The 17,898-nt window shown below is 68.7% G+C and carries 21 protein-coding genes, 1 tRNA gene and 1 pseudogene; 8 read left to right on the plus strand and 15 right to left on the minus strand.

Features of this window, described 5'->3' with window-relative positions:
* Positions 1–71: 71 nt before the first annotated feature.
* Complete coding sequence (locus tag EV648_RS12440) at positions 72–1,166, minus strand: alpha/beta hydrolase-fold protein (protein WP_132289451.1); 1,095 nt, start codon at positions 1,164–1,166, stop codon at positions 72–74.
* Positions 1,167–1,247: 81 nt separating this feature from the next.
* On the opposite strand from EV648_RS12440, the gene EV648_RS12445 reads away from it, so the two are divergent.
* Positions 1,248–1,802 (plus strand): TetR/AcrR family transcriptional regulator, encoded by a 555-nt coding sequence (locus EV648_RS12445; RefSeq protein ID WP_158293976.1) that lies wholly within the window; start codon positions 1,248–1,250, stop codon positions 1,800–1,802.
* A 4-nt stretch (positions 1,803–1,806) separates the two neighbouring features.
* Here EV648_RS12445 and EV648_RS12450 read toward each other — a convergent pair whose 3' ends face one another.
* Both EV648_RS12450 and EV648_RS12455 read right to left on the minus strand, forming a co-directional pair.
* Positions 1,807–2,127, minus strand: coding sequence for a multidrug efflux SMR transporter (locus EV648_RS12450; RefSeq protein WP_132289457.1), 321 nt, complete (start codon positions 2,125–2,127; stop codon positions 1,807–1,809).
* Positions 2,127–2,726 carry a flavodoxin family protein gene (locus tag EV648_RS12455; protein ID WP_132289460.1) on the minus strand — a complete coding sequence of 200 codons (600 nt, stop codon included), beginning with the start codon at positions 2,724–2,726 and terminating at the stop codon, positions 2,127–2,129. Before EV648_RS12455 ends, EV648_RS12450 begins: the two co-directional genes overlap by 1 nt.
* 59 nt (positions 2,727–2,785) lie before the next feature.
* On the opposite strand from EV648_RS12455, the gene EV648_RS12460 reads away from it, so the two are divergent.
* Positions 2,786–3,430: a TetR/AcrR family transcriptional regulator gene (locus EV648_RS12460; RefSeq protein WP_132289463.1), complete on the plus strand. Its 645-nt coding sequence runs from the start codon at positions 2,786–2,788 to the stop codon at positions 3,428–3,430.
* Here EV648_RS12460 and EV648_RS12465 read toward each other — a convergent pair.
* From EV648_RS12465 to EV648_RS12480, 4 genes are all read right to left on the minus strand, one after another.
* The gene (locus EV648_RS12465) at positions 3,371–4,000 is read right to left on the minus strand and encodes a GNAT family N-acetyltransferase (protein WP_132289466.1); all 630 of its coding nucleotides are present in this window, start codon (positions 3,998–4,000) and stop codon (positions 3,371–3,373) included. The genes EV648_RS12460 and EV648_RS12465 overlap by 60 nt on opposite strands.
* 2 nt (positions 4,001–4,002) lie before the next feature.
* On the minus strand, positions 4,003–4,218 hold the full coding sequence (locus EV648_RS12470; protein ID WP_132289469.1) for an exodeoxyribonuclease VII small subunit: 216 nt from the start codon (positions 4,216–4,218) through the stop codon (positions 4,003–4,005).
* The gene (xseA, locus tag EV648_RS12475; RefSeq protein WP_132289472.1) at positions 4,215–5,441 is read right to left on the minus strand and encodes an exodeoxyribonuclease VII large subunit; all 1,227 of its coding nucleotides are present in this window, start codon (positions 5,439–5,441) and stop codon (positions 4,215–4,217) included. Before xseA ends, EV648_RS12470 begins: the two co-directional genes overlap by 4 nt.
* Positions 5,442–5,560: 119 nt before the next feature.
* Positions 5,561–5,752 (minus strand): hypothetical protein, encoded by a 192-nt coding sequence (locus tag EV648_RS12480; RefSeq protein WP_132289475.1) that lies wholly within the window; start codon positions 5,750–5,752, stop codon positions 5,561–5,563.
* 131 nt (positions 5,753–5,883) lie between these two features.
* Here EV648_RS12480 and EV648_RS12485 point away from each other — a divergent pair.
* Both EV648_RS12485 and EV648_RS12490 read left to right on the plus strand, forming a co-directional pair.
* Positions 5,884–5,957: transfer RNA gene (locus EV648_RS12485), tRNA-Met, on the plus strand.
* 165 nt (positions 5,958–6,122) lie between these two features.
* Entirely contained in the window at positions 6,123–7,154 is a 1,032-nt protein-coding gene (locus tag EV648_RS12490) for a 4-hydroxy-3-methylbut-2-enyl diphosphate reductase (protein ID WP_132289478.1), read from the plus strand.
* Positions 7,155–7,303: 149 nt separating this feature from the next.
* On the opposite strand, the gene EV648_RS12500 is transcribed toward EV648_RS12490, so the two are convergent.
* The 5 genes from EV648_RS12500 to EV648_RS12520 all read right to left on the minus strand — a co-directional run bounded on the left by EV648_RS12500 (position 7,304) and on the right by EV648_RS12520 (position 12,325).
* Positions 7,304–8,419: an SRPBCC family protein gene (locus EV648_RS12500; protein ID WP_132289484.1), complete on the minus strand. Its 1,116-nt coding sequence runs from the start codon at positions 8,417–8,419 to the stop codon at positions 7,304–7,306.
* 7 nt (positions 8,420–8,426) lie between these two features.
* Positions 8,427–8,876 (minus strand): SRPBCC family protein, encoded by a 450-nt coding sequence (locus tag EV648_RS12505; protein ID WP_132289487.1) that lies wholly within the window; start codon positions 8,874–8,876, stop codon positions 8,427–8,429.
* On the minus strand, positions 8,873–9,313 hold the full coding sequence (locus EV648_RS12510) for a helix-turn-helix transcriptional regulator (protein ID WP_199234566.1): 441 nt from the start codon (positions 9,311–9,313) through the stop codon (positions 8,873–8,875). The genes EV648_RS12505 and EV648_RS12510 overlap by 4 nt, the downstream gene beginning before the upstream one ends.
* Positions 9,314–9,463: 150 nt before the next feature.
* Positions 9,464–10,654 carry a glycoside hydrolase family 64 protein gene (locus EV648_RS12515; RefSeq protein ID WP_132289493.1) on the minus strand — a complete coding sequence of 397 codons (1,191 nt, stop codon included), beginning with the start codon at positions 10,652–10,654 and terminating at the stop codon, positions 9,464–9,466.
* 450 nt (positions 10,655–11,104) lie between these two features.
* The gene (locus EV648_RS12520; RefSeq protein ID WP_132289496.1) at positions 11,105–12,325 is read right to left on the minus strand and encodes a DNA recombination protein RmuC; all 1,221 of its coding nucleotides are present in this window, start codon (positions 12,323–12,325) and stop codon (positions 11,105–11,107) included.
* 130 nt (positions 12,326–12,455) lie between these two features.
* Here EV648_RS12520 and EV648_RS12525 point away from each other — a divergent pair, with 130 nt between their 5' ends.
* Positions 12,456–12,752, plus strand: a complete 297-nt coding sequence (locus EV648_RS12525; protein ID WP_132289499.1) for a hypothetical protein — start codon at positions 12,456–12,458, stop codon at positions 12,750–12,752.
* Positions 12,753–12,804: 52 nt separating this feature from the next.
* Here the strand turns inward: EV648_RS12525 and EV648_RS12530 are convergent, their stop codons facing one another.
* Together EV648_RS12530 and EV648_RS12535 are read right to left on the minus strand one after the other, a co-directional pair.
* The gene (locus EV648_RS12530) at positions 12,805–13,593 is read right to left on the minus strand and encodes a polysaccharide deacetylase family protein (protein WP_132289502.1); all 789 of its coding nucleotides are present in this window, start codon (positions 13,591–13,593) and stop codon (positions 12,805–12,807) included.
* A gap of 57 nt (positions 13,594–13,650) precedes the next feature.
* A pseudogene (locus tag EV648_RS12535) lies at positions 13,651–14,529 on the minus strand (DUF817 domain-containing protein).
* 109 nt (positions 14,530–14,638) lie between these two features.
* Here EV648_RS12535 and EV648_RS12540 point away from each other — a divergent pair.
* Together EV648_RS12540 and ychF are read left to right on the plus strand one after the other, a co-directional pair.
* A complete protein-coding gene (locus EV648_RS12540) occupies positions 14,639–15,166 on the plus strand; it encodes a GNAT family N-acetyltransferase (RefSeq protein WP_132289505.1) in 528 nt (175 codons plus the stop codon).
* Between the two features lie 177 nt (positions 15,167–15,343).
* A complete protein-coding gene (gene ychF, locus EV648_RS12545; RefSeq protein ID WP_132289508.1) occupies positions 15,344–16,420 on the plus strand; it encodes a redox-regulated ATPase YchF in 1,077 nt (358 codons plus the stop codon).
* A 6-nt stretch (positions 16,421–16,426) separates the two neighbouring features.
* Here ychF and EV648_RS12550 read toward each other — a convergent pair whose 3' ends face one another.
* Complete coding sequence (locus EV648_RS12550; protein WP_158293977.1) at positions 16,427–17,371, minus strand: AraC family transcriptional regulator; 945 nt, start codon at positions 17,369–17,371, stop codon at positions 16,427–16,429.
* A gap of 93 nt (positions 17,372–17,464) precedes the next feature.
* Between EV648_RS12550 and EV648_RS42570 the strand changes: the two genes are divergently transcribed.
* Positions 17,465–17,779, plus strand: a complete 315-nt coding sequence (locus EV648_RS42570) for a YciI family protein (protein WP_158293978.1) — start codon at positions 17,465–17,467, stop codon at positions 17,777–17,779.
* Positions 17,780–17,898: the final 119 nt, after the last annotated feature.

Below are 17,898 nucleotides of genomic sequence, written 5' to 3' on the forward strand. Positions count from 1 at the left end.
GAACAGATCCGCGCGGACGTGCTCGGCGAGATCGTCAATCACACGAGGCCCCACGATGCCCCGAGCGGGGTCTACTTCGGGAGCAAGGTGAGGAGACCGTCGGCAAGGTCTCCTCGCCAGCAGGCGAAGTCGTGGCCGCCTTGGTACTCGCGGTAGGTGAGGTCGTGGGCGGACAGGGCATCGCGCATTCTGCGGTTGCCGGTCAACAGGTCGCGTTCGTGGAGGCCGGCGGTGAGATGGAATCGGGTCCGCGGACCTGCGGCGACGGCCTCGATCTCCGCTTCACCGCTCAGCTCGCCAACCTCCTCGGCGCCAGGCCACCAGAACGAGCAGGACTGGCCGAGGACTGCGCCGAAGCGTTCGGGACGGGTCCGCGCGAGGTGCGTCGAGAGCAACCCGCCCAGGCTCTGCCCGGCGACGACCGTCCTCGCCGGGTCCCGGGTCACCTTCCAACCGTCCTCCACGAAGGGAATCAGGTCGTTCACCAGTGGTCTGAAGAGCCGGGGCCGCGTGAGCCCGTGGTACCGGCGGGCGCCGCCGATGGAGTCGACCAGCACCACCACGAGCGGTTCGAGCAGCCCGTCCGCGACGAGGTTGTCGAGCATCGTCGTGACGTCGAGGCTGAGCCACTGGACACCGTCGAAGAGCACCACGAGCGGTGCGTCCCCTTCGGCGCCGCGTGCCTGGTAGACGTGCACCGACGAGCTGCCCAGTGCATGACGTGTCACCCTGTCCGTTGGCGTACCGGGTCGGCGGTGCCAGCCTGGTTGGGGCGGTGCGGCAGGCAGTTCGAGTACAGAAGCCGGCCCTTGGTTCCCGAAGGTGCAGCCGGCCGGGAGGATCGCCGGATTGGCCGGATCGGCCAGGCCCGCAGTCATCACGGCGCTCCATCGCTCGTCGTCGATCGGCCCTTCGCGCAGTGAACCGTGCCGCACCGGACACAGCTGGTACGACGTACGCAGGTCCGCCGGGAGCCGGAGTGTTCCGCTCCACACGCCGTCGGGCTGCCGGTCGAGCAGGAACGGTTCCAACCGCCCGTCGTCCTGCGCGTGATCGGTCAACGCGATCAACCGCACGAGCACGTCGTCGACCGGGGGACCAGCCGGCTCAGCCCAGCTGAAGGTGACGAGGCAGAAGGCGGGGTCGGGGTCGGTCGTGATCAGCATCGGCTACTCCTCCGGGCGGTCGGTGAAACTGCCGTCGTCGTACCATGAGACTGGTTGTTTCATCCATCGCCAGGAGCCGTCGTGGACCAGAAGTTGGTGGCGGTCGCCGTCGAACTGCTCGACGAGGAGGGCTGGCCGGCCCTGAGCCTGGACCGGATCGCCGAGCGTGCAGGTGTGTCCCGCGCGACCGTCTGGCGCCATGGCCTGACCCGAGCCTCGGTCGAAGCCCTGCTCCGCCGGCGACTGGTGGCGGACTATCGCGAACTGATGTGGGCGCCGCTGACGATGGACGGCAGCGGCCGGGACCGCCTGACCGCCGCCCTGCACGCCCTCTGCGCCGTCGCCGAACGCAACCTTCCGCTGCTCGCGCATACGGAGGAGGCGTTCCACGGTCCCGACCTGGACGGCGTCGGCGAGCAACTCGACTTCTTCGGCCCCTGGCTCCGCATCCTCGAAGCCGGCGCCGCCGACACCACCCTCCATCCACCCGAGGACCGCGAACGGTACGTCGTGGCCCTCACCAACCTGACCCTCCTCACCTACGTTCACCTCCGCGCCTTCCATGGCCCTTACGGCTGGACCGCCGCCAGCACGGCCGACTACCTCGTCGACCTTCTCGCTTCGGGCGATCGGTAGGACCTCAATGGCTGCCGGCCAGGCGGAGGCCCAGGACGCCGGCGACGATGAGGCTGATGCAGGCGATGCGGACGGGCGTGAGCGGTTCGTCGAAGAAGACGACGCCGAGCATGACCACCCCGACGGAACCCAGACCGGTCCAGACGGCGTACGCAGTACCGACGGGCAGGTGGTCGAGGGTCTTCGAGAGCAGGTACACCGAGATGACGCCGAAGACGAGGACGCCGGCGGTCGGCCAGAAGCGGCTGAAGCCGTCGCTGGGCTTGAGGCTCAGTGCGAAGGCGATCTCGCAGGCTGCCGCGGCGATCAGCACCCACCAGGCCATCAGGCCGCCAGCGAACCGCGGAGGTGGCGGATGGTCACCGTGGCGACCCGGGCGCCCAGCGCGGCCGCGGTACGCAGGTCGGTCTCCGGCGGCACCTTCTCAGCCGAAAGGTCGGCGTCGGACTGCGCCATCGCGCCCAGCCAACTGCCGAGCCGGTTGAGGTCCTCGATGCTCGCGGTCGACGTCGCCCAGCCCGGATAGAGGTCCAGGCCGACCCAGATCATTCCGTGCTGAGCGGCGAGGACGGCGAAGTCGACCAGGCTGTTGAGCTTGTCGCCGGACATCGCCTTCGAGTTGGTGAATCCGGCGGCGATCTTGTCCCGCCAGCCGAGGTTGTCGGCCCAGACCGCCGCGCTCGCCTCGGCGAACGCCTTGAAGACCGCACTCGGGCTGCCCATGTACGTCGGCGCGCCGAAGATGATCGCGTCCGCCTGCGCGAGCCGCTCCCACACCTCATCGGTGAGTTCGTCCAGCGGAACCAGGTCGGCGACAGCCCCCGGTACTCCGGCCGCGCCGGCGGCGACCGCCTCGGCCTGTTTCGCGGTGTGACCGTAGCCGGAGTGGTACGCGACCGCGATCCGGGCGGTGGTGTTGCTCATGGTGCATTCCTCCTGGTGGTAGGTGGCCTCGAGGGGCCGAGCGGACTACAGTCCGTCTTATGAACGACCGTACCGGACCGCAGTCCGTTTCACAACAGGGTTTGCCCGTCCTGGGTGAGCCACGTCCCGAACGTGCCGACGCGCGCCGGAACCGGCTGAAGGTGTTGGAGGCCGCGGACCGGCTGTTCGCCGAGCTGGGCGTGAAGAACGTCTCGCTGGACGCGATCGCGGCCGCTGCGGGAGTCGGGAAGGGCACCGTGTTCCGGCGGTTCGGCGACCGGGCCGGGCTCGCGGTGGCGTTGCTGGACGAGCGGGAGCAGGAGTTGCAGGCGAAGATCCTGACCGGGCCGCCGCCGCTCGGTCCGGGTGCACCGGCCGTCGAGCGGGTGACAGCGTTCCTCGACGCCTACCTGGACCTGCTGGACCGGCATGTGGAGCTGTTCATGGACAGCGAGAACGCGTCGGACGGCGCGCGCTACCGCATCGGGTCATACCGCCTGTGGCACCGGCACATCGCGATACTGGTCGAGGAGGCGCGGCCCGAGCTCGACGCCGACTACACCGCCCACGTGATCCTCGCGCCGCTGGCTGCCGATCTCCACAACGCTCTCCGCACCGAGGGGTTCGACCTCGCCCGGATGCAGTCAGGTATGCGCGCGGTCGCCGCCGCCGTCCTCGGGCCGCAACTGCAGGCGGAGGCGTAGTTCCTGGAGGTCGTTCAGGCTGGAGTGAGTGCGATCCGGTGTCTCGGTGAAGCCGTAGCGGCGGTAGAAGGCGTGGGCGCGGGTGTTGGCTTCGAGCACCCAGAGCCAGACCTGGTCGCATCCCGCGGCTCTGAGGTCGGTGACCGCGGCGTCAGTCAGGACACGTGCGGCCCCCGAGCCCCACCAGTCCGGGTGAACGAACAGCGCGTACAACTCGCCGACGTGCTCGGGTGCATCGGCGTCCCGCTCGGGGCCGACGCCCGCATACCCCACGATCTCGCCGCCCGCGACCGCAGCCGCGACGTACATGCGGGAGCGTCCGGCGGTGATGCTATCGGCCCAGGAAGCGGCGATCTTGGCGGGATCCATGGCGTCGAGGAAGTCCTGCGGTACCAGGCCGGTGAACGCGGCGTGCCAGCTCGCCACCCGCGCGACCGCCGCGCCGTACAGATCGTCCGGACGAGCAGCCCGTACGTCGAACGCGGTGCTGACCCGTACGTCGCCGGGCCGTACGTCGAGCCGACGGTCGTCGGTGGTTCGGGCGTCGGTGGGGGCGGGGTGGTCAGGCAAGGTCAGTCGGATTTCTCCTGGTGGGCGGCTTGGGCTTCGGCGAGTCGTTTGCGGGCGCCGTCGAGCCACTGCTGGCAGGTCGCGGCCAGCTCCTCGCCGCGCTCCCAGAGCGCGAGGGACTCCTCCAGTGAGGTGCCGCCGGCCTCCAGTTTGCGGACCACCTCGACGAGCTCCTCGCGGGCCTGCTCGTAGGAAATCTCGGGTCGATCGGCGGTCACTTGCTCTCCTTCGAGCTCGAGGTCACTTCCACATCGAATCGGCCATCGCTGACCCGTGCGTTCAGCAGATCACCCGCCGACACCTGCCCGACCTCCCGTACTGCGGTGCCGTCGGCGAGCTGGAGCACGGAGTACCCGCGGTCGAGGGTCGCCTTGGGGGACAGGGCGCGCACACTCGCCAGCCGGTGGGCCAGGTCGTCGCCGGCACGGTCGAGCCGGTGGGTCAGGGTCCGGCGATTGCGCTCCACCAGCGCGACGATCTCGTCGGAACGCCGCTGCAGGTCGGTCGTCGGGGCGGCCAGCGCCGGGCGGCTCCGAATCGCGGCCAGCGCGTGGATCTCCCGCTCGAGCCAGCCCCGCACGGCGCGGTTGGCGCGCTCGCGCAGCAGGCGAACCCCGTCCAGCTCCTCGCGCACGTCCGGCACGATCCGTTTGGCGGCATCGGTCGGCGTCGACGCGCGCAGGTCGGCGACCAGGTCGAGCAGCGGGGAATCAGGCTCGTGGCCGATCGCGCTGACGATCGGCGTACGGGCCTGGGAGACGGCGCGGATCAGGCCTTCGTCCGAGAACGGCAGCAGGTCTTCCAGCGAGCCGCCGCCGCGGGCGATGACGATCACCTCGACGGACTCGTCCGCGTCCAAGCGGCGCAGCGCGGTCATCACCTCGCCGGCCGCGGACGGCCCCTGAACCGACGCGTACTCGACGCGGAAGGCGACCGCGGGCCAGCGGCGCTTCGCGTTCTCCAGGACGTCGCGCTCCGCCGCCGAGTCGCGGCCGCAGATCAGCCCGATCGTGTGCGGCAGGAACGGCAACGCCTTCTTGCGGTACGCCGCGAAGAGTCCCTCGGCAGCGAGTAGTTGCTTCAGGCGCTCGATCCGGGCGAGGAGTTCACCGATGCCGACGTGCCGGATCTCGCTGACCGCCAGGGCGAGCGTGCCGCGTTTGGCGAAGAAGTTGGGCTTGGCGTTCACCACGACCCGGGAGCCGTCGGTGACGGGTGGATCGACCGCGTCGAAGATCCGCCGGTTGCAGGTGAAGCGCAGCGAGATGTCCGCGTCGGTGTCGCGCAACGTGCCGAACACCGTCGACATGCCACGCCCCGCCGACACGTCCGTCAGTTGCCCCTCGACCCAGACGGCGCCGAGCTGGTTGATCCAGCCGGCAATGCCGTTCGCGATCGTGCGAACGGCTGCAGGCGCATCCGGCGAGGTTTCCAAAGCCACCCGGCGACTCTACGGCCACCCGCCGACAATCCCTCCCAGCCCCTGTGGATGGCGCGCCGGACAGGTCCTGTGATGGACGGCGTCGAAGCTCACGTGCTGATAGGCGGCGACCGCGGACCTCACCTGCTGAGCAGGCGGGTGACGACTTGTTCTGTGAGGGTGTCGATGGATTCGGGGTCGAGGACGGCGGGGAGGGTCAGGTGTTCGAGCATCGGGCCGCCGATGGCGAAGTAGAGGAGTAGGGGGTCGCCGGAGAGGCCGGGGGCGTCGCCGTACTGACCTACCGCAAGGCCTGAAAACCCTTTGCGCACCAGGGGATCCGGCTGCATCCTTGAGGCAGTGAACACCTCCTGGGAAGGAGCCGCCCGGACAGGGCGGGCGGCTCCCGACTCTCCTGTTAGTTGCCAACAGCAACCGCGTTCCCAGTGACAACAGTTCACGCGCCAGGGTGGCGCAGCTGGCTAGCGCGCACCCCTCATAAGGGTGAGGTCGCCGGTTCGATCCCGGCCCCTGGTACGCGTCATCCAGTCATGCCCTCAACACCTCAAGCTTGCCGGTGAGGCGGCGGCTGGTGAGGTGGGTCACAGCACGGTGAAGGACGGCGGCTGGTTCTCGGCGCACGGTGCGCTGTGGCTGGTGATGTCCGCCACGACTGGGAGGGCGTCCGGCAGGGCCCGTACCATGGGAGCCGTGACTGTCCAGCCTGAAGACTCCGGTACGCCGACCGCGCTCAAGACGAAGCGGGTGCTGCTCGCGGCCCCACGCGGGTACTGCGCGGGCGTGGACCGGGCGGTCGTCGCCGTCGAGAAGGCGCTCGACCTGTACGGGCCGCCGGTCTACGTGCGCAAGGAGATCGTGCACAACAAGCACGTCGTGCAGACGCTGCAGGCGCGCGGCGCGATCTTCGTGGACGAGACCGTCGAGGTGCCGGAGGGCGAGACGGTGATCTTCTCCGCGCACGGCGTGGCGCCGGTGGTGCACCAGGAGGCGGCCGCGCGGCAGTTGAAGACGATCGACGCGACCTGCCCGCTGGTGACGAAGGTGCACCACGAGGCGAAGCGGTTCGCCGCAACCGACTTCGACATCCTGCTGATCGGTCACGAAGGCCACGAAGAGGTCATCGGCACCAGCGGCGAGGCCCCGGACCACATCCATCTGGTGGACGGCCCCGGCGACGTCCCGAACGTCGTCGTCCGCGACCCCGAGAAGGTTGTCTGGCTGTCCCAGACCACGCTCTCGGTGGACGAGACGATGGAGACCGTACGCCGGCTGCGCGAGCGGTTCCCCGCGCTGCAGGACCCGCCGAGCGACGACATCTGCTACGCCACCCAGAACCGCCAGGCGGCGGTGAAGAAGCTGGCTCCCGACGCGGACCTGATGATCGTGGTCGGTTCGCGCAACTCCTCGAACTCGGTCCGCCTGGTCGAGGTCGCCGTCGAGCACGGCGCCAAGGCGGGCTACCTGGTCGACTACGCGGCCGAGATCGACGAGGCCTGGCTGGAGGGTGTCGACTCGGTCGGCGTCACCAGCGGTGCGAGCGTGCCGGAGTTGCTGGTACGCGACGTGCTCAGCTGGCTGGCCGAGCGCGGCTACGCCGAGGTGCAGGAAGTCACCACCGCGGAGGAGAGCCTGGTGTTCTCCCTGCCCCGCGAGCTCCGCACCGACCTGAAGGCCGCCGGTATGGCGACCACCGGCACCTCCGACCACGCCTGACGGTTAGGGCGTCGTCGTCTTCACGATCTTCAGCTTCGCCGTCCTGACGACCTCCTGCACGCCGTTCGGCCCGCAGTACTGGATCTTGTCGGTGAAGGTGTAGGCGCCTGGCGTGGCGTAGGTGTGCGATCGCTCGGTACTGCGGACGGCTACTGGGTGAGGCTCTTGCCGAGGTAGCCGCGGGCGATCATCGTCACCCACTGGTAGACGGCGTCCTCGGCGGGGGCGAGCGGGCCGGGGCGGAAGTGCGGTGACTCCGCGCCCCGCTGCACCGACTCGCAGGCGGCCCAGTCCTCGCGGTTGGTGACGTCCCAGAACTCGACCGCGTACGAGGGGTCGTCCACCTCGTCCGGGAAGTACCACGAGCACTCGATCGCGGTGACTCCCGGCGAGCGCGGCTCGAGCCGGTGCGTCATCACGTAGTCGGGGTGCAGCGAGATCAGCAGGTTCGGGAACAGCCCGAGGTAGTTCACCGTCCGCGGGTCTACACCAGGTAGCGGGATCCCGCGGGACCCCCCGTCGAGCGACATCGTCTCGACTCCCGGCCGAAGATCCATCAGCCCACCGACCCAGGCGCCAGGGAGGTTCCAGTTGTCGCCGGAAGTCGGCGGGGACACCTTGCACAGTTCCGGGTGGATCAGCGGACAGTGGTAGCACTCGTGGTAGTTCTCCACGATCGTCTTCCAGTTCGACGCCACGTCGTAGTTGTGTCGCGCCTTCAGCGACAGCGCCTCCGGCCGGTACGGCGCGACAAGGTCGGTTATCCCGCCGAGGTGCTCGGAGAACGGCGCCGCCGTGCCGAGCGCGTTGACGAAGAGCCACCCGTGCCAGACCTCGGACGGGAGTTCGGTCAGCCCGTACGGCGCGGGGTCGAACGTGTCGCCCATCCGCGGCGCCGCCTTCACCGCGCCGTCCAGTTCGTACGACCAGCCGTGGTACGGGCAGACCACCGAGCGGCGGTCACTCGTACCGCCCTGACCGAGGAGTTCGTGGCCGCGATGCCTGCAGGTGTTGGCGAACGCGCGCGGGCGATCCCCGAAGGTCAGGATCACCCCGACGTCGCCGACCACCGTCGCGCGGTACGTCGTACCGGCGGCCAGTTCGTCGGCGCGGCCGAGGCAGGTCCAGGTGGCAGCGAAGAAGTTGCGGCGTTCCCAGGCGAGCACGGCCGGGTCCGTGTACGCCGCTTGCGGCAGCATGACGGACTCGCCGTGCGGGCGGAGTGAGGCTGCCAGGGCGGTGGGGTCGACCGGTGCGTTCGCCATCCAGTCACTATCCGGTGCTGGTCACATAGAAGTCGAGCACGTAGTCCCAACCGGAGTCGTAGCCGGCGCGCGCCTGTACACCGTCCGGACGGCGCTCCCAGCCGCGGTGCGTCAGGACGACCTCGGTGCCCTCGTCGACGGGCCGGAAGGTGACGGTGACGTGGCCGGCCTGCTTCGGGTCGTTGCCGGGGTGCCAGGTGAAGCTGACCGTCTGGGGCGGGTCCCAGTCCGACACGGTGCCCCAGTAGCAGGTTGGGCCGTCCTTGTCGTACTCCACGATCCGGCCGCCGACCGCGCCTTCCAGCCGTACGTCCGTCGCTTTCTCGAGGCCGACCGAGTGGGTGACGAGCGGCCACCACGCCGCCATCTCCGCCGTGAACAGCTCGAACGCCCGCTCCGGCGACGCCGGCACCACCACCGTCTTCACCAGCGGCGCGATCTCCTGATTGATGCTCATCGCCCTTCCTCGCTCTCTCTCGTACTCCGCCCGCCGCCGTCTTCGGTACTGCGGGTGCCGCCGTCTTCGGTACTGCGGGTGCCGCGGTCTTCGGTACTGCGGGTGCCCTCGGTTTCCGTGGTCCCCTCGATGCGGCGTACGTGCTCCGCGAAGGCGTCCAGCGCGTCGCCCCAGAACTGGTCGAGCCAGTCCCGCACCTCGGCGAGTCCGCTCCGGTCGATCCGGTAGATGTTCCGGGTGCCCTGCGGCTCGTGATCCACCAGACCGGCGAGGCCGAGCACCTTCAGATGCTGCGAGATCGCCGGCCGGCTGACCGGCACCCGATCGGCCAGCACCGCTACGGAGCTCGGCCCCTGCCGCCGCAGGGTGTCCAGGATCGCTCGCCGGGTCGGATCGCCCAGCGCGTCGAGCACAGTTCCTACTTGGTAAGTCCCCACGAACGGTAAGCTGCCACTAACCAAAGCGGGAGTCAAGGTCTGGCCGGAAGAAACCCCGGGTCCCCGCCGGGCAGCTGGCGGGGACCCGGGGTGGCTGGTGGGTCGGCGGGCGGGGTTCGCTGGGTGCCGGAGCCGCCCGCGGCCCCGGGGTCAGTTGAAGGGGTGGAGGGTGATGGAGGCCTCCTGCGGGTTGCCGTCGTGGACGAGCGACTCGTGCGCGCCGACGTCGTCGAAGGCGAACGCGTACGCCTTGCCGTCTGCCATCTGCGCGTGGATCTTCCGGGCGTAGTGGTTGGTCACCACGTCCTGGTAGAAGTTCGCGTTGCTGCTGTCCGGCTGGTTCGGGTTGACCAGCAGGGTGGAGCGGTTGAACCCGGCGCAGAGCGTCCGCGAGATCGGCCCGCGGACCAGGTCGTTCGGGGCGTCGAGGAGCCCGGCGCAACCGAAGATGCTGGGTGTGTTCGGCTTCTGGAACGACGTGACGACCGCGCCCGAGCTGTTGGTGAAGTTCATGACGTTGCCGGACACGCGACCGAAGTACTTCGTGCTCGGCTGGTCGGTGAACGGCGTCACCGTCAGCGTCTCGGAGCTGTACTTCGACCAGACCCGGTTCACGTAGTCGTCCATCACATTCGCCGGCAACAACCCGGTCTCGACGCCGTACGTCGGGGCCAGCGCGCGCAGTACCGAGCCGTCGGGTGCTGTCTGGATCAGGTCCGCCCAGCCGCCCGGCTGACCACGGAGTGCGTCGAAGAACCCGTTGTAGCCGCCCGGTTTGAGATGCCCGGTGGTCTTGGTGGAACCGTCGCCGGCCTGCACGCCGACGGCGTACGGGGCGGAGAACATGTCCACCTGGGTGCTGTTGATCCACAGGCCGGAGTCGTTCAGCGTGTACTCGGTCCAGTTGAACAGGATGTCGCGGTTCGGGTCGCTCGGGTTCTGGACCGCGGGCTGCACCAGGCCGCCGGTGGTCAGCTTGAAGACCAGCTTCTGGCCGTACGAGAAGTAGACCCGGCCGGAGAACTTCGGCATCTGGATGGTGATCGACTGGCCGTTCCCGGGTCCGGCGATCGACGCGTCCGGCGCCGGCGTCGGCGGGTTGCCGCCGGCCGGCCAGGCGTGGAAGGTGCCTCCGCCGTCGGCCCAGCCCTGCTGGCCGGTCGCGAGGTTGGTGCCGAGGTTATAGATGTAGACCGGGTCTCCGCGGCCCGAGTTGTTGGTGATCTTCAGCGGAATGGTGTTCGGCACAGCCTCGGCCGGGACCGCGATGATCGCGGTGAGCCCGGCGGCGACAGTGGCCGCTGCGGCGAGGACCGCCAGCAGTTTGTGTTTGACGCGCACAACTCCTCCTCAGGTTTGTCCCATGCGAGAGGAAGGCGGAGCACCGGGGTGGAAGTCGCCGCGTTACCAGGTCGCAGCAAGCTCCGAGGTCCCGCGAAGGGCAGGCTTCGCGGGCCGGATGAGTCCGATGCCCACGGCTCATCCGATGAGGGACGGTAGACCACCGGACGAGTGAGAGCGCTCTCATCCTTCCGACCTCCCGACACCGATGTCAACACCTCACCCCTGTCGGTTTTCCGACGCCCCGGTGCGGTTTGCCGAACGCGGCACGGCTGCCCGGCTATCGCTAACCCACGCATGCAGCTGACCGCCCGCGGACCCCGCGCCCCTGCCCACGAATGCCGTGCCCGCTCAGCACCTGCCCACGTCACCGCCGCCCGCTCAGCACCTGCCCGCGGGCCCCGCGCGCACGGCTTCGGAGTCACCCTGGGCACGTGGCCGTTTGGGGTGTTAGCCGGTTTGGGTGTCTATGCCGGGGAGGGATGGCGGGTCGCGGTGGGTTTTGTCGATTAGGGGGATCCAGCGGTGGGTGGGAGGTGTGGGGTCGTCCAGGGGGAGGAGTTCGGGGGCTGTCAGGGGGCGGACTGAGGCTTCGATGGTTTCTATGGCGGCTAGTTCGGCTTCGGTTACGTGGAGGTCGCGGAGTTTGCGGGCGCTGGTGAAGACTCGGCGTTCGAAGGAGCCGACGGTGCTGTTGTAGGCGTCGACTGCTGAGGTGAGGGACCGGCCGACTCGGCCGAGGTGGTCGCCCATCGTGCTGAGGCGTTCATAGAGTTCGCGGCCGAGTTCGAAGACCTGTTGGGCTGATTCGGTCAACGCGGACTGGTTCCAGGCGTAGGCGGCTGCGCGCAACGTCGCGATCAGGGTGGTCGGCGTCGCGAGGATCACCCGGCGCTCGGCGGCGTACTCGAGTAAGGAGGGCTCGACGTCCAGCGCGGCCGAGAGGAACGACTCGCCAGGCACGAACAGGATGACGAACTCGGGTGTCGACGGCAGCCGCGACCAGTAGGCCTTCGCGGAAAGTTGATCGACGTGCGTGCGCAGATGCCGCGCATGAGCTCGCAGTCGCTCCTCGCGGAAGTCGGCGTCCTCACTCTCGGCGGCTTCGAGGAAGGCGGCGAGCGGGACCTTCGAGTCGACGACCAGATTCTTGCCCTCGGCAAGCCTCACCACCATGTCGGGCCGCAGCATCCCGTCGTCGGTCGTGGTGGTCGTCTGCTCGGTGAAGTCGCAGTGCGCCACCATGCCTGCCAGCTCGACCGTACGGCGCAGGTGGAGCTCACCCCAGCGGCCACGCACCTGCGGTTTCCGCAACGCGGTGGACAGCGACGCGGTCTCCCGGCGCAGCGCCTCGCCACTCATCCGCACCTCGTTCACCTGCTGGTGCAGTTGGCTCTGCCACGCGGCGCGACCCTTCTCCAGTTGACTCAGCTCGGCGTGCAACCGGTCGAGGGCTTCCTTCACGACCGCCTGCCCCGACATCTGCTGACCGACGGACTGCCGCTCCTGGGTCAGCTCGACCACCCGGTCCTCGGCAGCATCCCGCTCAGCTGTGATCCGGGCCAGCTGCGCCCCATCCTTTCCGCGGGACCAGAGCACGCCGAACACCGCGCCGAGCAACAGCCCGACCAGGAGGAAAACGAGCAGCAACAACACCGTCGTACCGGTCATGTCACAGACAGTGGCAGACCCCACCGACAATTTCTGGTCACGGTCCGGTGTGGGCGCGCCGGATGGGGTGTCGGGGCGAGGTGGAGTCGACTAGCTTGCGAGCGAGGTAGGACGTCAAGGAGCTGGGGACATGTTCAAGGCACTCGCCGTGGTCGGAGCGCTGATGATGGTGGTCGGCGCAGGGGCTGGGTTCGGTCCTATCAACGTCGGGAGTGTGTCGTGCGGCTCGAGTCTCAACCGCGCTGATGATCTGCGCCCTGGTCCGGCGGCGACGGAATGCGATGCCCGGCGGCACGACCGGGAGGGCATCGCGATCGTGCTGCTGATCGTCGGTACCGCCGCGGCGCTCGGTGGGGCGATGGGGCTGGTTTCAGAGGGCGAGGAAGAGAACTCCACCAAGGACGGCTCCAGCCCGACCGGCAGCTGAGTTCCCCACTGACAGTCTGTACTCCGGGGCGCTGGCGGCCGCACGCGAACTCTCAGCAGTTCATCGCTGGGAAGGTGTAGCCCTGGGACTTGAGGATGCGGAGGACCTTGTCCAGGGCCGCTACCGTTTGGCTGCGTTCGCCGCCGCCATCGTGCATCAGGATGATGTTGCGGCGGTGGGCGTGGTGGAGGATGTTGTTCACGATCGCCTGGGTGCCGGGGCGGGCCCAGTCGCGTGGGTCGACGTCCCAGAGCACCTGGACCATGCCGGCCGCTTTGATGTCGGCGCGCACCTTCGGGTTCGACGCGCCGTACGGCGGGCGGAAGCACTTGGACGTCGGGCCGTCGAAGATCTCGTGGTGCCGTTTCGCCGCCGGGATCGCGGTCAGCTGCGGGTGCGTGATCGAGTGGCTGCCGATGGTGTTGCCTGCGGCAAGGATCTGCTCACGTAGTCCGGGGTGCTCGGCCTGCATCTTGCCGAGCTCGAAGAAGGTCGCGTGGGCGCCGTGCTTCGCCAGCACCTGCAGGATCCTCGGCGTCCAGACCGGGTCGGGCCCGTCGTCGAAGCTGAAGAAGAGCACCTTTTTGTTGCCTGCGGCAGCGGCCGCGGTCGGGTTGCCGACCGGCGTACCAGGGCTCTTGTCAGGATCGGCGCCGCCTTTGCCAGGCCCGGTATCGCCCCCCGTGGGCGTGGGAGTCGGGGTGGGCGACATCGGCGTGACGTTGGACGCGACAGTCGGCTGCGGCGGGTTCGAACGTCCCACGGCCAAGGCGATCAGCGAGCCGAACACCAGGACCGCGGCGGTGCTGGTCGCGATGACGGCAGCAAGCTTTCGGGACATGACGCTCCCTCGATCAGGCGGATAGTTCCCCAGTCGCTCCCCGCTCAGGAGCCCCACTTAGGAGACGCCCGGAGTCCTGACCTGGTTGGCGTTGCTGTGTTGCGGGGAGATCTCGGTCGCCTTCGGAGTCGCGACTGTGGCGAGGGTGCCGCGGTGGTAAAGCCTGCCCTCCAAGGACTTCACGCTGGCGACGAGGACGAAGCTCATGCTCACCAGCAACGCCCACGCGCCGAACTTCGCCGGGTGGACGAGCCGCCAGACGTCCACCTGGTCGGGGTAGTTCCACGCGTCCAGGAACGTGCCCGCGTTCACCGCGATCCAGAGGAAGAACCCGATCAGCAGGAACGACAGTGCCAGCGGCATCCGGTACCGCCGTACGCCGACGGTGTAGAACACCCACGTGCGCCGCAGTACGACGAGCAGCAGTAGCGCGACCGGGATCCGCAGGTCCACGATCCAGTGGTGGGTCTAGAAGTTCGCGTAGATCGGTACCGCGAGCACAGTGGTCAGCAGCGGCCGGTATCCGCTCACCCGCAGGTCGAACCGCCGCCACGCCTGGCAGATGTAGCTGCCGACCGCGGCGTACATGAACCCCGCGAATAGCGGCACTCCGGCGAACTTCGTCACAGCGTCGCCCGGGTACTGCCAGGAGCCCACCTGGACCTTGAAGAGTTCGAGCGCGAGCCCCACCAGGTGGAACCCGAAGATCACCGCGATCTCGCGCCACGTCTCGAGCCGGACCACCCAGAACCCGAAGGTGAGGAGCAGGCAGTAGACCAGCAGAGCGTCGTACCGGGCGATCGGGAGGTCGACGTACTTCGAGACCGCGAGCCCGGCGAACAGGGCGGCCGGGAAGAGGCAGGACACCAGTTGCAGGCCGCCGAACCGCAGCAACTGCACGCATCCGAACACGATGCGTGACGCCTGCCCACTCATGGCAGGACCTTAGCTTTCCGTGCGGTCACAGCTTGGCCGGTTCGCTTGCGGCGGGTGGCCCGCGCTGGGTAGACCTCTTGGCTCAGGGCGATGGGTGAGGGAGCGCGTCATGGATCCCAAAGTGGTCTTCCAGACCGACCGGCTGGTGGTGCGCGACTGGGCTGAGGCCGACGGGGACCGGGTGTTCGACATCTACCGTCGCTGGGAGGTGTCGCGCTGGCTCGGCGCCGACCCGAAGGTGATGAGCGACCGCGACGCCGCGTCCCGCGTGATCGAACGCTGGAACGAGCGCAACAAGGACCCGCTGTACGGCGTGTGGGCGGTCGAGGAGAAGTCCACCGGAATCGTGGCGGGGACGGTGCTCCTGGTGCCGTTGCCCGAACCGGCCGACGGGAGGGGAAAGGGCGAGGTCGAGGTGGGCTGGCACTTCCACCCGGACGCGTGGGGGCGCGGGCTGGCGACGGAGTCCGCGCGGGCGGCGATCGCGCACGGCTTCCGGGGCGGGCTCGGCGAGATCTACGCGGTGGTCCGCCCGGACAACCACCCGTCGCTCGCGGTCTGCCGCCGGCTGGGGATGCACCCGCTCGGCCGGACGGACCGCTGGTACGGCGCGGAACTCGAGTCCTTCGTGATCTGACCTGCCGCTGGACCTCCTGTACTGCGTAGTGCCCGGGCTCGGGTTGTTCGTCGTACTGGGTGGGCGGTTCGCTGGGCCCGCGGGCGGTTCGCAGTACCGGGGCGGCGGGTTCGCAGTACGGGGGTTGGGGTGCTCGGATTGGGGTCGGGCGGGTTGGGCCGCGTACCCTTGACCCCCGTGGCACTCACCATCGGAATCGTCGGGCTCCCCAATGCGGGCAAGTCCACGCTCTTCAACGCGCTGACCAAGAACAACGTGCTCGCGGCGAACTACCCGTTCGCGACGATCGAGCCCAACGTCGGAGTGGTCGGCGTGCCGGACGCGCGGCTGGGCAAGCTCGCCGAGATCTTCGGATCGGCCAAGCAACTGCCCGCGACCGTGCAGTTCGTCGACATCGCCGGCATCGTGCGCGGCGCCTCCGAGGGTGAGGGGCTGGGCAACAAGTTCCTCAGCCACATCCGCGAGTCCGACGCGATCTGCCAGGTCACCAGGGTGTTCCGCGACGACGACGTCACCCACGTCGACGGCAAGGTCTCGCCCGCAGACGACATCTCCACGATCCAGACCGAGCTGATCCTGGCCGACCTGCAGACCGTCGAGAAGGCGATCCCGCGGCTGGAGAAGGAGGCGCGCCTGAAGAAGGAGAGCGCCGTCGTGCTGGAGGCCGTGCGGGAGGCGCAGAAGCACCTCGAGGCCGGTACGCCGATCATCGCGACCTCGGTCGACCGGGACGCGATCCGCGAACTGATGCTGATGACGGCCAAGCCGTACCTGTTCGTCTTCAACTGCGACGCGGACGAGCTCGCCGACGAGCCGCTGAAGCAGCAGATGCGGGACCTGGTCGCGCCGGCCGAGGCGATCTTCCTGGACGCCAAGTTCGAGGCCGAGCTGGTCGAGCTCGGCGACGAGGACGAGGCCCGCGAGATGCTCGCCGAGATGGGCGTCGACGAGCCCGGCCTGGACGTGCTCGCGCGTGTCGGCTTCGAGACCCTCGGCCTGCAGACGTACCTGACCGCCGGCCCCAAGGAATCCCGCGCCTGGACCATCCGCAAGGGCGCGACCGCCCCCGAGGCAGCCGGCGTCATCCACACCGACTTCCAGCGCGGCTTCATCAAGGCCGAGATCGTCTCCTACGACGACCTCGTCGAAGCCGGCTCCATGGCCGCCGCCAAAGCCGCCGGCAAAGTCCGCATGGAAGGCAAGGACTACATCATGTCCGACGGCGACGTAGTCGAATTCAGGTTCAATGTTTGATCCGCGTCACGCGGACCACTCGGTCCGGAAGGCGCCGGGTGAGCACCTGTATATCCGCTTGAACGCCTTCGAGAACGACGACTCGTTGTCGTAGCCGACGTCCCTCGCGATGGCGCCGATGGTGCGTGAGGTCGTCGCCAGGTAGCCGGCGCCCTGACTGAGCCGGACGCGGGTCAGGTAGCTGAGAGGTGGCTCACCGACGGAATCGCGGAACTGCATGGCGAACGCCGTACGGGACATGCCGACCTGTCTCGCGAGGCCCTCGACCGTCCATCGCGCCCGAGGATCGCGTCGCATGAGTCGCAGGGCGGCAGCGATCGGCGCGCCCTCGCCCTCCTGGGCCGGCAGATGCACCAGGGCAGCCTCCTGCTGCGCCAGGTATTGCCGGAGGAACTCGGTGAGGAACACGTCGGCAACCTTCGCCAGAACCGCGGCGTCGCCCGGGGCGGTGCTGTCCGACGCCAACAGGTCGGCGATCGGCTGCAGCCAGCGGGTCACCCGGCTGTTTCCGTCCTGGTCGAGCACGAGAATCCGCGGCAGGAGGTCGGTCATGTCGTCGGGCAGGAGGGCGCCTTCGAACGCACCGCACAGCACGGTCGTGCTCGCGCCTTCACCGCCGTACGTCAGGCGCCCCGCAGAGTCGGGTGGGTGATCCGTGAGGATCGCGTCGAGGAGGCGCACCGGCGTGCGCGGGTCATCGCGCACGACGTGACCGGTACCGCGCGGAAGTACGACAATGACGCCGGCCTCGAGCCGATGGGACTCGGCCGGACTCTCGAGGTCCAGCCACGCCGCGCCGTCGAGCACGATGTGGAACTTGGCGAGATCCGAGCCGTCGACGCGGAAGCCCCACGGGGCGGTGAAGTGCGAGCGACAAAGGATCGTGCTCCGGACGTTGATGGCCTTGAGCACCTCGGCAAGGTCGTCTGACAGAGGGCTGATTCGGCTCACAGTGCAACCGTAAAACAAGGCGTGGACGATCGGACATATTGCTTGTCCTACAGGACATTCAGATCGCCCGTGAACGCCCGTAGCGTCGTCGTTATGGCGAAATTCCTTGTGACCTACCACGGTGCCGGTGCCCCTCGGAACGCGGAGGAGCAGGAGCAGGCGATGGCCGCGTTCATAGCCTGGGTCAACCAGGTCGGCTCCGCCCTGGTTGATCCCGGTGCCCCGCTCGGCAGCTCTGCTGTCGTGTCGAGCGAGGGTGTCGCGGACGGCGTCGCCGACGGTCCGGCCGGGGGCTACTCGATCCTCGAGGCCGACGACCTGGCTGCCGCGGCCGAGTTGCTGCGCGACCATCCGTTCGTCGGGCGGGGCGGGGCACTTCAGGTGAGCCAGGCCATCTCGCCTGCTTGAGCCTGGCGTGACCTTGCAGGCTGAGGTTGATCGACGACGCGACGGGGTGGAATTCCGCTTCAACGTCTGACCCGAAGAAGCCTCAAGGCCAACCACGCGCCTGGATCGCCGTCCGTGCG

The sequence above is a fragment of the Kribbella sp. VKM Ac-2568 genome, assembly GCF_004345365.1.
Taxonomy (GTDB): domain Bacteria; phylum Actinomycetota; class Actinomycetes; order Propionibacteriales; family Kribbellaceae; genus Kribbella; species Kribbella orskensis.